General features: G+C 42.8%; 16 protein-coding genes and 1 riboswitch. Of the genes, 1 reads left to right on the top strand and 15 read right to left on the bottom strand.

Translation table 11 applies throughout. The annotated features are described in order from the left end of the window. Positions 1-4 precede the first annotated feature (4 nt). Together ACRRMM_RS10300 and ACRRMM_RS10295 are read right to left on the bottom strand one after the other, a co-directional pair. Positions 5-1,123: a sugar ABC transporter substrate-binding protein gene (locus ACRRMM_RS10300; protein ID WP_017358695.1), complete on the bottom strand. Its 1,119-nt coding sequence runs from the start codon at positions 1,121-1,123 to the stop codon at positions 5-7. 173 nt (positions 1,124-1,296) lie between these two features. Then, positions 1,297-1,406: riboswitch (SAM riboswitch) on the bottom strand. Positions 1,407-1,523: 117 nt separating this feature from the next. Then, positions 1,524-2,951 (bottom strand): DUF1565 domain-containing protein, encoded by a 1,428-nt coding sequence (locus ACRRMM_RS10295; protein WP_428828666.1) that lies wholly within the window; start codon positions 2,949-2,951, stop codon positions 1,524-1,526. A gap of 359 nt (positions 2,952-3,310) precedes the next feature. Here ACRRMM_RS10295 and ACRRMM_RS10290 point away from each other — a divergent pair, with 359 nt between their 5' ends. Continuing rightward, complete coding sequence (locus ACRRMM_RS10290; RefSeq protein WP_008345553.1) at positions 3,311-4,402, top strand: branched-chain amino acid aminotransferase; 1,092 nt, start codon at positions 3,311-3,313, stop codon at positions 4,400-4,402. 324 nt (positions 4,403-4,726) lie between these two features. On the opposite strand, the gene ACRRMM_RS10285 is transcribed toward ACRRMM_RS10290, so the two are convergent. The 13 genes from ACRRMM_RS10285 to sigY all read right to left on the bottom strand — a co-directional run bounded on the left by ACRRMM_RS10285 (position 4,727) and on the right by sigY (position 16,001). Then, positions 4,727-5,125: a hypothetical protein gene (locus tag ACRRMM_RS10285; RefSeq protein ID WP_025208200.1), complete on the bottom strand. Its 399-nt coding sequence runs from the start codon at positions 5,123-5,125 to the stop codon at positions 4,727-4,729. A gap of 117 nt (positions 5,126-5,242) precedes the next feature. Beyond that, entirely contained in the window at positions 5,243-6,571 is a 1,329-nt protein-coding gene (locus tag ACRRMM_RS10280; protein WP_007497885.1) for a 6-phospho-beta-glucosidase, read from the bottom strand. After that, the gene (locus tag ACRRMM_RS10275) at positions 6,568-6,894 is read right to left on the bottom strand and encodes a PTS lactose/cellobiose transporter subunit IIA (protein ID WP_008345561.1); all 327 of its coding nucleotides are present in this window, start codon (positions 6,892-6,894) and stop codon (positions 6,568-6,570) included. The genes ACRRMM_RS10280 and ACRRMM_RS10275 overlap by 4 nt, the downstream gene beginning before the upstream one ends. 26 nt (positions 6,895-6,920) lie before the next feature. After that, positions 6,921-8,270, bottom strand: a complete 1,350-nt coding sequence (gene celB, locus ACRRMM_RS10270) for a PTS cellobiose transporter subunit IIC (RefSeq protein ID WP_007497888.1) — start codon at positions 8,268-8,270, stop codon at positions 6,921-6,923. Positions 8,271-8,284: 14 nt separating this feature from the next. Further along, entirely contained in the window at positions 8,285-8,590 is a 306-nt protein-coding gene (locus ACRRMM_RS10265) for a PTS sugar transporter subunit IIB (protein ID WP_007497889.1), read from the bottom strand. Positions 8,591-8,711: 121 nt separating this feature from the next. Next, positions 8,712-10,655 carry a BglG family transcription antiterminator gene (locus ACRRMM_RS10260; RefSeq protein ID WP_428828667.1) on the bottom strand — a complete coding sequence of 648 codons (1,944 nt, stop codon included), beginning with the start codon at positions 10,653-10,655 and terminating at the stop codon, positions 8,712-8,714. A gap of 242 nt (positions 10,656-10,897) precedes the next feature. After that, the gene (locus tag ACRRMM_RS10255) at positions 10,898-11,512 is read right to left on the bottom strand and encodes a class F sortase (protein ID WP_017368312.1); all 615 of its coding nucleotides are present in this window, start codon (positions 11,510-11,512) and stop codon (positions 10,898-10,900) included. 68 nt (positions 11,513-11,580) lie between these two features. After that, on the bottom strand, positions 11,581-12,963 hold the full coding sequence (locus ACRRMM_RS10250; protein ID WP_035702513.1) for a hypothetical protein: 1,383 nt from the start codon (positions 12,961-12,963) through the stop codon (positions 11,581-11,583). A 111-nt stretch (positions 12,964-13,074) separates the two neighbouring features. Next, entirely contained in the window at positions 13,075-13,188 is a 114-nt protein-coding gene (locus tag ACRRMM_RS10245; RefSeq protein ID WP_008345567.1) for a hypothetical protein, read from the bottom strand. An 83-nt stretch (positions 13,189-13,271) separates the two neighbouring features. Further along, positions 13,272-14,642, bottom strand: coding sequence for an NADP-specific glutamate dehydrogenase (gene gdhA, locus ACRRMM_RS10240; protein ID WP_428828668.1), 1,371 nt, complete (start codon positions 14,640-14,642; stop codon positions 13,272-13,274). A gap of 308 nt (positions 14,643-14,950) precedes the next feature. Next, on the bottom strand, positions 14,951-15,163 hold the full coding sequence (locus ACRRMM_RS10235) for a hypothetical protein (RefSeq protein WP_008345569.1): 213 nt from the start codon (positions 15,161-15,163) through the stop codon (positions 14,951-14,953). Continuing rightward, positions 15,160-15,471 (bottom strand): YxlC family protein, encoded by a 312-nt coding sequence (locus ACRRMM_RS10230; protein WP_428828669.1) that lies wholly within the window; start codon positions 15,469-15,471, stop codon positions 15,160-15,162. The genes ACRRMM_RS10235 and ACRRMM_RS10230 overlap by 4 nt, the downstream gene beginning before the upstream one ends. Then, positions 15,471-16,001: an RNA polymerase sigma factor SigY gene (gene sigY, locus ACRRMM_RS10225; RefSeq protein ID WP_428828670.1), complete on the bottom strand. Its 531-nt coding sequence runs from the start codon at positions 15,999-16,001 to the stop codon at positions 15,471-15,473. Before sigY ends, ACRRMM_RS10230 begins: the two co-directional genes overlap by 1 nt. Between the last annotated feature and the right edge of the window lie 31 nt (positions 16,002-16,032).

Below are 16,032 nucleotides of genomic sequence, written 5' to 3'. Positions count from 1 at the left end.
TGGTTTATTTTGCATAATGCTTCTTCAAGGTCTTCATCCAGTCTTCTTCAAAAGCAGTCGAAGAACCGAATCCTTTTACTTCATCTGCAAGATTGACCATATTGATGGCCTTTCCTGCATCCTGAAGCTGCTTTTGTGAAATGAGAGAGGCCTCAAGGTCATAGGAAGATGGCGTTTTCTCGCCAGCTAGTTTCTTCGCAAGAATCCTTACGTCAATTGCGCCAATGAGCTTCGGATCGACAGCGGCAGTGTACTTCCAAGGACTGTCTTTCGCCGTCATTTCTTGCAGATCGGCATTAGACACATCAATACCGTATATTTTCACTTCGGTTCTTCCTGCTTCTTTCAAAGCTCTTGCGGCACCAATCGCAAATGCATCCCACGTGGCAAAGATCGCATCCAGTTTACCCTTTGGATATTTATTCAGCATCGCCGCAACCGCATTTTGTGTTTGAACTGATGTATCAGAGGCCGCAACGCCAAATCGGTCAAGTTCCTTGATCCCTGTATGCTGTTTGAGCGTTTCTTGGTACACCTTGTTTCGTCTCACCATTGGAGGGAATCCGTCTACCCAAAGATACGCAATATTTGCTTTCCCTTTAAAATCAGCCACGAGTGCATCTAATGATTTTTTCGCTAATTGCTCGTCATCTTGAGACGTCACTGTGACTCCTTTGATATCCTTCAGCTTCGGATTTGAATCAAACGCCACAACTGGAATGCCTTCCGCTGTGATCTTTTTCACATCAGCGACGGTCGCCTCATCATCCCCATGAGAGATGATAAAGCCATCATAGTTTTCTTCTAGTGCTTGAGAAATGGCATCATGAAACTTCGCCGTATCACCATTTGCCGTGTAGACATCTACTGTAAAGCCTAGCGCTTCCCCTTCTGCCTTCGTTCCTGCTAAAAACTGAGCAGTATGATCGTCCCCGCCAATTTTACGGATGACTTTAATTTTTGCTCCCTGTCCTTTTGCAAATCGCTTCGGGACATTGTCAAAGGAAACCTTTTCGTTTGCATTAGCCTTTGAGCCTGCGCTTGATCCCGTACCGCAACCAGATAATAGCACGGTCAGGACCGTCAATAATACAAGAGATGATGTCCAATATTTACGTTTCATTGCTGTTCCTCCTCAAGTTGTTTTATTTTTCACATCGGAAAACTAGGTAAAAAAGTGGAAATATGCCTGTGAACCCCGTCGTTTGATTCTCAAAAAAGAGATCAAAAAAAGCCTCTCTTGATAAAGAGAGGCTTGATCACCGTTGCATGAAACATGTATCGGGAAGTCTTCCTCTCTTATCTGTCAAAGCTGTAACAGCTTTGCAGGAATTAGCACCAATTTCTTAAATAGAAACGGTTGCTGGGCGTCATAGGGCCAGTCCCTCTGCCTCTCTTGATAAGAGATCCGTTATGAAATTTGTTTTAGTTGAAATGTCTTCTTTACTTTAATGTGATGTCTCATCAATGTCAATGACTTTTTTGAAAATTTCTAAAATGATCATTTGCACCGAATGCCTTGTTTAACTGCCGATGATTTTCTTAGCAGGTGATGATGCCTTAAGACGGAAATCATATTTTTTCTCATTCACAAATTGGGGATTGAGGTGTGCTGAACCTTTATCTTGACCGCTTTTCGAGCGATACGTTTTGTAGCCTTCCATCCATTTCCCTCGCCATACCCACTGAGAGGCTTTTGCACCTTTGCGGTCATCGTAGACATTCTTTTGGAATGTATTTTTCTTGTTCACTTCGTAGAGATTCACGACTAAATAATGCGAAGCACTGGCTGTCATGATATTATTCGTGATTCGATTGTTCACCGATTGATATTGCATGAGCAATTGACCGCCTTCTAAGCCGGCTGTGTCATTTTTGTACAAAATGTTATGGGAGATGGTTGTGTTTGTGGTTCCGCCCCGCTTCTTGTCATAGCCGCCAATGGAGATGCCTGTATAACGATTTAAATATACTTGATTGTGCTCAATGCGAATGCGTTCGGCCATCTTCCCTTTATGTTCACTTGTGACCTCAATCCCAAGGTCATTATGATGGCTGATGTTATGATCAATCACGATGTCTTTCCCGCCATCCACATAGATTCCTCCTGCGGAGATGTCCTTGCCGTACGCTGGATTCCCAACACTCGTAATCTCATAAACTTTGTTTCTAGATACGACACCATTTCGCACTTGATCATACTTTTTAGAAGGTGCGACATTCTCAAAACCAATTAAATCAATCCCGATATTGTCCGTATGCCGGACTGTATTATGTGTCACGCGGAATTTTTTAACGTTTCCGTTTAGCACAAGGGCTTCACTAAAACCTAGCTTTAACTTTTCCACAGTGTTTCCTTTGATTTCAATGTCTTCAATGGCTGCAGGTGCTTTCGTTCCATAGACCGCAATGCCATGAGCATTCCCATTTTGATGTGTCGTCTGAATGTCGTACACACGGTTGTTAAGCAGTTTGACGCCTTTGCCGCTGCCTGTGATGAATATACCGATGGGTGTCACATCTTCTTGATTCGTTTTAATATGACCGACTGTCAGCCCTTTCAGGGTGATATAGCTTTTTTGATCAATCTTCACAAGACCACCGTCTGCTTGATTTCCTTTAAGAGATGCTCCGCTAATGACAGGCTTCTCTTTTCCATACGCTTGAAAAACAACTGGTGCTTTCTTTGTTCCAGAATGGCGGACAATCAATTTCTCTTTGTATGTACCGCCTCTCATATAAACTGTTGTTCCAGCTTTCGCGATACTTGCCGCTTTTTTCAGCGTACGGAAAGGCTTTTGCTTTGTCCCTGGATGTTTGTCGTTCCCATTTGCTGCGACGTAATAGGCAGTACCTTGCTTCGCACCAGCCTCCTCCGTCATCGCTTGACAGCCAAAACTAATGGCGGTCATCAATAAAATCAAAAAGGCACCTGATATCATTCGTTTCATCTCGTTGTTTGCTCCCTTCCACTCTCTTCTACCTTTATCGGTTTAAAAAAAGAGGATTAAAATATGGCAATGCCCCTTGCAATGTACTAGTCAAAAGGTGTATGGTTGAAAGAATATCTTACAGGAAAATAAATCGCTTTTAAATTGTCAGATTAATCAGTTAATAACGAAATTGGATTTTATTTCTAAGGGGAAACTTCAGTAAAACCACGACAGAGAGGAGGAAAGCGCTTTAACAGATTTTTCTTGTCTGAATTCCAGAAAACCTATTGCTAATATTTTTTGAAGGTATAGAATAGAATCATAATTATTTCATATTATTAGAATTTTCAAATAATCAAACAGCAAGGAGATTTACGATGCCAAAACAACCCATCCGCGTTGAACTTAGTTCAACAAAAAAACCAAAACCTCAATCTGATCAACTTGAATTCGGAAAAATCTTCACAGACCACATGTTTGTGATGGATTATTCAATTGATAAAGGCTGGTATGATCCGAGAATTATTCCTTATCAGGCGATTCCAATGGACCCAGCTTCTATGGTTTATCATTATGGCCAATCTGTTTTTGAAGGCTTGAAGGCGTATGTGTCTGAGGATCAAAAGATTCTCTTATTCCGTCCTGAAAAAAATATGGAACGCTTAAACAGATCAAATGACCGCCTATGTATCCCGCAAATTGATACAGAAACGGTTTTAGAAGGCTTAAATGAACTCATTCGCATTGATAAGGATTGGGTACCTGATGCAGAGGGCACTTCTTTGTATATTCGACCATTCATTATTTCTACTGAGCCCTATTTAGGTGTTGCACCGTCAAGCACCTACAAGCTGATCATCATTTTATCTCCAGTAGGTTCTTATTATAAAGAAGGCATCCATCCGGTCAAAATTGCGGTGGAAAACGAATTTGTCCGCGCTGTTAAAGGCGGAACAGGGAATGCCAAAACAGCTGGAAACTATGCATCGAGCTTGAAAGCACAGCAAGTTGCTGAAACAAAAGGATTTTCACAAGTCCTGTGGCTTGATGGCATCGAGAAAAAGTACATTGAAGAAGTCGGCAGTATGAATATCTTCTTTAAAATCAATGGAGAAATCGTGACGCCTGAACTGAACGGCAGCATTTTAGAAGGGATCACACGGAATTCTGTGCTTGAGCTGTTAAAGCATTGGGAAATCCCTGTGACAGAACGTAAAATTTCAATTGATGAGTTAATTGAAGCACATCAATCCGGTGAACTTGAAGAAATCTTCGGGACAGGAACGGCAGCCGTCATTTCTCCTGTCGGTGAATTAATTTATCACGATCAGCCATACGTCATTCAAAATGGTCAAACAGGCGAAGTATCGAAGAAATTGTACGAAGCGATTACCGGAATCCAAAAAGGAACTCAGCCAGATATCTTCGGCTGGACAGTAGAAGTCGATTCGGTCGTCAAGCAGGCATAAGCAAGCGAAAGAACCTTTCATTTGATGAAGGGTTCTTTTTTTGTTTCTTTATCTCCTTCACTACCTCATAATGGAAAATATGGATCTATTCCACGCTTAAGGAGTGATGGTATGTTTTTTACTTATTTACTTGCGTTCTTTGGGATTTGCATCGGATCAATCATCATCGCTACAGGTTTCGATGATTCATCGTTCTTCACCCGTTTTCTATTTAAGTTTCTCGGAATTTCTATCTTTGTTCTTTCCATTACTTTTGTAAAGGTGAGGCGAAAGAGGTTACGCAACAAAAAGGCGAAAAAGACTTAGATGTCAGTCAGCCTCTTATCAAATCGTGCACCAAAACAAGACCGATATCCCCACAATGGCCCCTGCATATATCCACTGTTTCCCTTTGATACTCCGCTTTCTCTCGATCAGTAAAAAGATCTCTGGTAAAAAGACGATGATGATTTCTAGGATAAAAACAAGATGATAAACTGGCGGCATCGGCTGGAAATCAAAGTCTCTTTCATCTCCACCGATGGTTGCGAAATACATTAACAGATTGGTTACTGGAATGGTAAAACAAACGAGCAAGCGGAGAACATACATCCACACATCCTGTCTATGCCGAATCAGACCAATAAATGAAGCGATGATTCCATACAAAAACAAAACCACTGTGCCGTAACTAAGTAGAGGTTGAACGATAAAGCCGTAAAGCATTAAACCAATTGCCACCATATTCTAACCGTCCTTTCTTTGAAGCAGTACATGTTGTTTTTTCTATCATACACTGCTTTCTCCGGTTTCCATATGAAAAAATCATAAAAAACGACCCCATAAAGGGGCCATTTTATTTTAAGCATTCACTGATTTGAAGAACTGCGGTAAATATTCACGGTGCGCTTCAAGCATTTCATCTAAGATTTGCTTTGCAATTTCATCAGATGGAACGAGTGGATTGATGGTCATGGCGACAAGAGCCGTCTCGTAATCTCCTGTCACAGCTGCTTCAGCTGCCACACGCTCGAAGGACTTGATTTGTTGAACGAGTCCTCTCACAGCCACAGGCAGATCACCTGTCGCGATTGGTTTCGGTCCGTCCTTTGTAATGATACAGTTCACTTCAACCGCTGATTCGGCCGGAATGCTGGCAATCGCTCCTCTGTTCACTGTGTTTACCGGTTGAATGTCATGTTTATCATTGTAGATGGAGCTGATCAAATTACATGCTGCATCGCTGTAATAAGCCCCGCCTCTTTTTTCGAGCTGCGGCGGTTTAATCGATAAATCTGGGTCTTTATATAACTCAAATAGTTCATGCTCGACTTGCTGCACAACCTCTGCTCTTGTTCCTTTTTCTTGAGCCGCTTTTTGTTCTTCCTCCAGCATATCTTTCGTTTTATAGTAATAACGATGATACGGACATGGAATGACCCCTAAGCCTTTGACGAAAGAAGGCTCCCAGTTTTTCGCTTCAATATTCCTCATGGACCACTGGCTATTTGGATTTCCTAATTCATCGAGCACTTGATCCATAATGCTGACCCCGTCTAAATACACATCTAAGCCATAGACCATGTGATTGAGGCCTGCAAATTGTACTTCAATGCGTTCGACATCGACATCCAGCGCTTTTGCAATGCCCATTTTGATTCCAATCGGCACATTGCATAGACCGACCACTTTTTTCAGATTCGTGTAGCGTAACACCGCCTCTGTGACCATGCCTGCTGGATTTGTAAAGTTCACCAGCCAAGCATCTGGACAAAGCTCTTCCATATCCTTCACGATGTCTAATATGACTGGAATGGTGCGTAGACCTTTAAATAACCCGCCTGGACCATTCGTTTCCTGTCCAATGACGCCATATTTAAGCGGGATTCTTTCATCCTTGGCTCTGGCTTCGAGCAGTCCTACACGGAATTGTGTCGTGACAAAGTCCGCATCTTTCAGAGCTGCTCGGCGGTCAAGGGTGAGGTGCACTTCAATCGGCAAACCCGCTTTTTCAACCATACGTTTTGCAAGGGCACCCACGATGTTCAACTTTTCCTGACCTGCTTCAATATCCACAAGCCATAATTCCTTTACAGGCAATTCTTGATATCGTTTGATAAACCCTTCGACCAGCTCAGGCGTATAGCTTGATCCACCGCCTATTGTGACAATTTTGATTCCGTCTTTCATGAATTGACACCTCCGAATTGCTTCATTTTTTCATGGAGCTCAATGATTTCAGCCGCAAGCTCCTTGACGGTCATTGCGTTCATCAGATGATCCTGTGCATGAATCATCAAGAGACTGACGTCGGTTTTCTCTCCTCTGATTTCTCCTTGGATCAGCTCTGTCTGTGCGTGATGCGCCTCATTTAACGCGTCTTGTGCTTCCTGCAATTTTTGCTTCGCCTCATCAAAATTGCCTTGCTTTGCACATGTAATGGCCTCCATGGCCGAGCTTCTGCCATTACCACCGTGCAAGATGAGTTGAAACACAATTTGTTCCATTTCCATCGGCCGCATCCCCCTTGTTCCCTCTATTACATGCTGACGACATTTTCATCTGTTGATGCTTTTGCTTCAAGCTCATTTTCTTCTTTCAATTTCTGCTTATCCCACATTCTAAAGAATGGATAGTATAGCGCAAATGACAAGGCAAGGTTAATCAGCTGCATGACCGCGCCAGAGATTTTCCCGCCTGTTGCGAGATAGCCTGAAATGATTGGCGGCATTGTCCACGGGACAGCGATCCCTGCCGGTTTTGCTACAAGTCCTGTGCTCATTCCGATATATGTGGTGATGATCATCATAATTGGCGTAAGGATAAACGGAATGAGAAGCATTGGGTTCATCACAATCGGCATTCCAAAAATGATCGGTTCGTTGATGTTAAAGATGGCTGGCCCAATCGCAAGACGGCCAAGCTGTTTCATTTGTTTACTTCTCGCACGCAAGATCATGGTCAGTACCAAAGCAAGCGTCGCACCGCTTCCGCCGACATTGATAAAGATTTCAAAGAACTGCGCTGTGAAAATATTCGGCAGCACTTCTCCTGCTTGGAAGGCAAGACGGTTTTCATCCATCGCACCGAGCCAAATCGGACCCATGACTCCGCCGACAATGGTGGCTCCGTGAATACCACATGCCCAGAGGAGCATTTGCACACCGATGGCAACGATACTTCCGCCTAAGCTTCCACCAAGAATGGATAGTGGTGTGCCGATTAAGACCGTGATGATATTATGAATACTCTCAAAAGGTGTCATCTCAATCAGAAGCCTAGCGACCCAGATCAGCGTGATGACCACAAAACCTGGAATAAGTGCGATAAACGATTTACTAACTGCTGGCGGTACACCATCAGGCATTTTGATGACGATATTCCGCTGTACAATAAAGCGGTAAATTTCGGTGGAAAGCATGGCAATAATCATGGCAACGAATAGCCCTTTACTGCCCATCAGTGTGACGGGAATACCGCCATTCACTAGGATAGCTTCTGTTGATCCTTCAGGTGTGAACGGTACTTGATAAGGTGTGGCTAGGAGGAAAGCTGCGACAGCAATTGCACCAGATGACAGTGCATCAACTGCATACTTTTCAGCTAACCTGTACGCGATCCCAAAGGTCGCAACAAGTGCCATAATGTCAAAGGTGGCATTCACAGGATAGGATAGTTTCGTGGCCCATTCGGCTCCGAAGACACTTGCCATAAAATCGCTATATCCTGGAATCGGAAGGTTGGCTAAAATGAGAAACAGTGAACCGACGATAATGAGAGGCATGGTTAAAACAATTCCGTCACGCAATGCTTGTAAATGTCTTTGAGCGGCAATCTTCCCTGCAAACGGCATAACCTTCTCTTCTAGAAATCGGTTGAATCCATTCATCCCTTCCGCCCCCTTTATCCGTTCACTAACTGTTCAGCAGATTTTAAAACCTCAGCACCATTACATACGCCATAATGCACGGTATTAATCACGTCAACTGGAATTCCTTTGTCTTCTCCGAGTTTTTTCATTTGCGGTAATAAATAACGAACTTGAGGTCCTAATAAAAGCACATCGGCTTGATCAATATGATTTTTTGCAGCATCTCCAGATACTGCCCAAATACGATAGTCTTTTCCTTGTTCTTGTGCACTTTTCTCCATTTTTGTGACAAGTAAGCTTGTTGACATACCTGCTGCACAAACTAATAAAATGTTCATTGTAAACGCCCCCTTTTTGAAGTATGAAGCTTTTCTTTACACATTCATCATATTATGAAACCGCTTTCATAAACACCCATACTTTTTCCTTTAGGAAGCGGAAAAAGTTAATATCACACCATTAGTTCTTGTACGAAGGCGCTTTTTTATCCATGACATCCAGCATGTCTTCAAAGGTGTCACAGGTGATGAGGTGCTGAATAAATTTCACATGATGGACAAGCTCTCCAAGCAGACGGTACATGCCTTTTAAGTCTTTGGCGTTCTCTTTTTCGACACAAAGCAAGCACACAAATTGAACTTTTTTCTCTCCCCAAATAATCGGTTTTTCTAATGTACAGATCGCCCAAAACGTCTCTTCTGTTAGCGGGGTCATCGGATGCGGAATCGCTGTATAATGCCCGAATGAAGTCGGTGCAGACTCTTCTCTTTCCATCACAGATTGTGTAAGTTCTGCTGGCGCTAAGCCTATGTCAATGACCTTTTGCGTGAGAAAGTGTATGACCTCTTCCTTTGTTTGAAAGGCGCGTTTTGTAAAGACCAATTCCTTTTTCATATATTGTGTGGCTAATGTCACTCTTGTTTCACTTGTCAAAGCATCTTCTATTTTTAAAAAATCACTGCCTCCTAAAATCGTGTTCACTTGAATGACCGGAATCGGTAAATCCATATGAATGGGAATGGTCGTAATAATTAAATCCAATGCATGTAAAGAGACATGCGGAAGGGAATAAAGCTCTGCTGTTCCTAAAATGGTCAGCTTTGACCCAAATTGTGACCGCAAACGATCTTGAAGTAGCCTTGCACTCCCTGCACCAGACGCACAGACAATCAGGCATCGCTTCGGTGGTATCTCCATTTTCCTGCGCTCTAAGGCCGCACCAAAATGAAGTGCCATATAGCCGATCTCATTTTCATGAATGGACAAACCTGTCTCTTCTTCAATGACCCTGCTCGCCACAATCCCTGCTTCAAAGGCAATTGGATAGCCCGCTTTGATCTCATCAAGCATTGGATTTCTTAAATTCATTCCATACTTACACCGATTGATCGCTGGCTTTAAGTGCAAACTGAGGCCAATCAGCAATTCCGCATCTCCCGCTAAATCCAGCTGCAATTTTTGATCAATGGCTTTCAGCATCAGCTGAACAAGACGGCTCGTGTCATCATCCACAATTTGTTTTTGACCGCCCGTTGAAAAAGACTGTACCATTTTGGCTGTTCCTAGCAAATGAATGGTGATATAAACGATTTCCTCTTGTGGGAATGAGACATCCAGCAACCCTTCAAGACGCTCAACCATTTTTTTGGCTACCTTGTATTCTTTTGCCCTTGGGATTTCGTTGATTTCTTCAGGCAGCACAGATACATAGTTTCCGTGTCTAATCCGTTTACAGGCAATAGCAATATGAACAATTAAATTATTCATGCAAATGTCTGATAGATTCATTTTTTCCTCGTTGATATAATCAATCATGGTTCTCTGAATCAATTCCAGCTCATGTTTCGGCAAAATCGTAACCGCCGTGTTCAGCATGGTTTGATAGGAACGCCGTTCATTGAATAAATATTCTGACATGCAATAACGGATTTTCATCTCAGATCCTTTAATCCGGCAGCCTTTATTCGGCTTTGCTTCCAGCTTCAGATCAAAGGGTTCGAGCTTACGTTTGACCCATTTCATGTCATTACTCATCGTCGATTTACTAATAAACAGCTGCTCCTGTAAGTCTTCCAGCTTCACATATGATTCCGCTAGAAGCAGCTTTTTCAAAATAAATCGAACTCGCTCTTCTGGAAGAACAGCAAGCGGTTCTTCCTGTTCGACTTCTTCCTTCATAAAACGGCGAAAGGCATTCTCATCGTTGATCAACAGCTCATAGCCAGCGCCTCTAACAGCTGATACAGCTGCTTGATAAGGGGCTAGACGCTCATTCAGTTCCTTGATGTCTGTTCGGATGGTGCGGCTTGTCACTTGTAAACTGACAGAAAGCGCAGCGCTCGTGAGAGGAGTCTCAGCTGCCATCAGCTGACTTAAAATGTGCGCCAGTCTTTTACTCAGCATTAGGTCGGCCTCCTTCATTTAGGGTGGAGAATCTGCCTTGTTTGGACAGGTTGTATACGCTTACAGTTCTCTTCATTACTCATATTCTACTGAAAAGAAATAAAAATTGCCAACTCATTTATATGACAAACGCCCCTATTTATACAATCAACCATATCTAATGACCTATGAACCTTCTTCTAAGATGCTGTTGTGGAAATCATGAAAAAAAGGCGTTACACCTCCGTGTATCCGCCTTTTTCTTATGAGGAAATCAGTTGTGTAAAGACAACCAATCTTTTTTCATGTGTACCGGCTGCATGATCAAAAGTTCCCGTACATGTGATGAAATTGAGATTCCGTGTAAAGGCGTACCCGAAAAAAGCATTTGGTTTCTCTTCGCGCGGATAGCTTTTCACCTTGAGAACCTCAAAGGTTCGCTTTTCCCCTGACGAGGATGTCACAATGACTTTGTCTCCCTTTTTTAGCTCCTTTAATCGATAAAAAACAGCTGGACCCCATTTATTATCAACATGACCATTTATGACAGCATTCCCTTTATCACCAGGCTTCGGACCATCTTCAAACCAAGCCGTGTGATCTGTATTTTGCGGAACACCCATACTGCCATCCTTTGATAAAGTCGTTTTCTCCACTTTTGCTTGGACATCAATCGCTGGAATGGAGATGTCAGCGGGGACAATACCCGATGGCTCATCTTTTAACGTGTCGTGTGAATGAGATGGATTCTTGGCTTGTTTTGCTGTCATTGGCTCAGGAGATGATGCAGTTTCAGAGGATGACTTTTCATCTATTGATTGGGATGCGCAGCCCGTGATGATGAGAAGCGTCAGAATACTAAACAGCCATCTTTTCACGCAAGTCGACCTCCTTTTGAAGAAAGGAACGGCACGATTGTGCACGTTCCCTCTTGTCTTGATATTGTTTAATTTGATGGTTTACGGCGAATGAGGAAGAACGCCCCCACTGCACCTCCGGCTAAGATGAGACTTGCCATCATCCCAGCAAATGCTTCATATGACATACCTAATGGACCGGCTGTGCCTCCCATACCTGTTTTCGGCATCTCATTTGGCATGTTGGATTTGAATAATTCAGGATGCTGATCGACAATAGCTGATGCGACATCTTGACCAACCATGAACATATGGCCGTATGCTTCTCTGACAGTCGGGTACAGCTGATCATATTCGCCATTGTGATAAGACGTGTACGTTTTGATGAGCTCATCAATATGGGTTTTCAACCCGGCTTCTAAGTCAGCCGCCTTCAAGCGGCCATCTGTCGCTTGATCTAAAAATTTTGCTTGTTTCATACGGTAAGCATCTAAATCTTTAACAGCCTTCTCTTTTGCTTGCTCGTCTCCTGATGCATCCGCTTTAACATAATCAACTAAATATCCGATATGACTTGACCAGATCGTTTTAAATTGTTTTCCTGCATCTTTTCCATAAACAGAAGCGATCGCATCTGATAGATCATTCGTGTTTTCATTTAACGCTGCTGCCGCTTGGTCAAAGTCCTTGCTGCCATCATTCCCTTTTTGCATAGCCACTACCGCGAGTGCCAAATGCTCTGAGAACAAGTAGTTTAAATCCTCACGAAGATCTGCGGCTGGAGTATCGACTGATTTTTGATCAAATTTCCCAGGAAATTGATCTGTAATCGCCCATGATACACCTTTACCTACTTCAAACATATGATGAATGGATTTTCTGACCGTTTCATAGGTTGTATCAAAATCCTTTTCTGTGTAACTATCAAAAGCTTTTAGCAGTTCATTGACGTGCATTTTTAAACCTTCTTCAAGTTCACTTGCTTTCAATCTTCCACCTGTTGCTTTATCAAGCATATCAGCTTGTTTCATGCGGTATTGATCAAGCTCTTTGACCGCTTTCTTTTTACCTGCTTCATCTTTTTTCGCTGTTGCTTGTACATAATCAACGAAGTAGCCGATATGGCTTGACCAAATCTCTTTAAATTGTTTCCCTGCTTTTTTTCCATACACAGAGGCGATCGCATCTGATAGATCATTCGTGTTTTCATTTAACGCTGCTGCTGCTTGATCAAAATCTTTACTGCCGTCAATTCCCTTTTGCATAGTGATCACTGCTAAATAAGCATGTTCTGAGAAGAGCTGATCAAGCGCTGCGCGAAGATCCGTTGCTTTATTTGACACCTCTTGTGATGATGACGACTTTTTTGCATCCCCATGCATATGTCCTTCGTGTGCACTTGCCATTTGAGCAGTTGGTAATAATAATGCTGCACTAAGCGGGATCGTTAAAAATGCTTTTTTCATTTTCATCTGTTTTGCCTCCTCTTTCCGTTTGTTATGTACTTAACGGAGAGAGAAGTGAAATGGATCATTCCCACAGCATATTTTTTTGTTTCATTCATTTCATAAAAAAAAGCCGGATTACCCGGCTGATACGTTACGACTTTTGGATGCTTTTCGTTCTTTGTATATTTTCCTCACCACTGGATAAATCACTGGTGCCCATTTGACAATTTGTTTCAGCCACTTTTTCATTTTCTCCCGCGCCTCCTTATTGTCATTCTTACAAGACGATTCCCGATCTTGTGATGAAATAAACAGGTGCGGGAGAGCAGGAGTTAAATGACGCCTTGTGCGATCATGGCATCTGCCACTTTGCGAAATCCTGCAATATTTGCGCCTACCATTAAGTTTCCAGCGTGTCCGTATTCTTCAGCAGTCTCGGTACACTGACGATAAATCGACTGCATCATTTGTTTCAACTGACCATCTACTTCTTCAAAAGTCCAAGACATTCTCGCACTGTTTTGCGCCATTTCTAACGCCGAAACACCCACTCCGCCAGCATTTGCCGCTTTTGCTGGTGCAAACAAAATATCATGTTGTTCAAATACTTTGACGGCCCCAAGTGTGGACGGCATATTGGCCCCTTCTCCTACAGCGATGACACCGTTTGCCACTAGCTGCTGTGCTTGCGACTCTGAAATTTCATTTTGGGTCGCACATGGCAGCGCAATGTCACAAGGAAGAGACCAAATTTGTTCGCAATCTTCAATCAATTCAGCATGCGGGTGAATGTCTATGTAGGCACCAATTCGCTGGTTGTCGACTTCCTTCAGCTGCTTCACTGTCTCAAGTGAAATGCCTTGAGGGTCGTAAATGGCTCCGCTTGAATCACTACAAGCCACAACCTTTCCGCCTAATTCCAATACTTTTTCCATCGCATAAATCGATACATTTCCTGACCCAGACACAACAACAGATCGCCCTTCAAATTGCATTCCGTGGGCTTTTAACATTTCTTCCATAAAGTACACCAGTCCATAGCCGGTCGCTTCTTTTCTCGCTAAGCTGCCTCCAAAACCAGGACTTTTTCCTGTCAGGACACCGGCTTCATACGCACCACGCATTTTTTTGTACTGGCCGAACATATAGCCGATTTCGCGTGCGCCTACCCCAATATCTCCTGCCGGTACATCTTGATCAGGTCCAATATAACGACTGAGTTCACTCATAAAGCTTTGAACAAAACGCATGATTTCTCCATCAGATTTCCCTTTAGGGTCAAAATCTGATCCACCTTTTCCTCCGCCGATCGGCAAACCTGTCAGTGCGTTTTTAAAGATTTGTTCAAATCCTAAAAACTTGATGATGCTTGCATTGACCGATGGGTGAAACCGAATGCCCCCCTTATAAGGACCGATGGCACTATTAAATTGAACCCTGAATCCTCTGTTCACCTGTACTTTGCCTTCATCGTCTACCCACGGTACACGAAACATCACAAGCCGCTCAGGCTCAATTAAGCGTTCTAAGATCCCCTGTTTTTCATACTCTGGGTGTTTTGCAAAAACCGGGACGAGGGATTCCAGAATTTCTTTCACGGCTTGCTGGAATTCCGCCTCGCCTGGATTCCGTTTTTCTACATCCTCTAGCACACGGTGGATGTAGCTTTGTGCTGTTTGTGCTGCTCGATCTAAGGTCAACATGTCTCATCTGCCTCCTTGTCAATATCTCACTCTTTGGTTGTTAGATTTTCTAACGCATATTGAGATTAATTTAACACCATTTGTAAAAACTGATCAATATTGATAACAGATGAAAACGATGCCGAAATGAGATAGATCAAGCAGAATCACCTTCCGTCATGAAAATGACCCGCTCAAAGAATGACTATCGTGCTAGAAATGACGAACTGGACGTTCAACATCCCGCTTTCTTTGACACATTCATGAAACTTTCATTTTTTCTAGATGATGATCATTCAAAAAAAAGGTCAAAAGTTTTACAACGTCTTTCAATCTTTCCTGAGCTTTTCTCCTCTTTTACGATCAGGTAAGACAACACACAGCCAATATAAAATAGAAGAAGATGGGAAGTTGATTAATCCAATGATGCCCCAGAACCATTTATAACGCCCTCTTTTCTTGGCATCCATAAATAAGAGAAATCCCTGTGCAAACAGTAACGGTAATGCGCACAATAAGATGATCATTTCCGTCTGACTCATAAGGAGGACCCTCCTTTAATATGTTGGTATTCCTTGATGCCGACAACCACACAGAGTGGCACGCTCACCACTTGGAGAAGAATGAAGATGATGGGCAAATGAGTAATGGCAGCTGCAAAAAGTGTCATGATGGTCAGACTGACGATGGTGTACGCCAGCACTTCTTGTTTAAAACGTTTTTTCTCTTTTTCCTTTGCCTGCTTTAGCATCAACATCAAAGCTTGTTCACTCGGCTTTTCTACTTCAATTTGTTCATCGAGCTCCTGCAGCCCCTCTTTTAAACGATCGGCGAAACGATCTTCTTTCATCAGTCCCACTCCTTTCGAATTTTCTTGACCCCATGATGAACCCTAGATTTCACCGTACCTTCTCTCACCCCGAGCATCGAAGCGATTTCAGGGTAAGTAAAGCCATAATAGTAATGGAGAAGGATCGGTGCTCTCTCCTGAGCCTTTAACTCATTTAGAGCATCCCACATGTCATGCCAAGTATGGCCTTTTTGCTGAACATCCCATTTGAACCGGCGGATGGCTTCTTGATTCGCCTTTCCTTCTCTCGTTTGTTCACGTTTTCTTTTCTTTTGATGATCTAAAAATTGTCTAGATGCAATGGACATGAGCCATGTTGAAAATAATGAATCTCCTCTAAAAGAAGAAAGTTTCATGTACGCTTTAAGCATCGTTTCTTGCATGATCTCCTCTGTCAACTCTTGTTGAAGGGTCAGTTTCATCAAATAACGGTAAAGAAACGAATAATGATGCCGATAAAGGGCGGTAAATGCGGCATCATCCCCCTGTTTTGCCCGCTTAATCCATAAAGTCTCCTCGGTCTGCTCCAAACACGTCCCTCCTTCCTTTCTATCTCTTATT

Source organism: Bacillus sp. XT-4, assembly GCF_050864245.1.
Lineage (GTDB): Bacteria > Bacillota > Bacilli > Bacillales > Bacillaceae > Bacillus > Bacillus altitudinis.
Note: the sequence above shows the minus strand (reverse complement) of the source record. Positions and strands in the feature narration are given on the sequence as shown.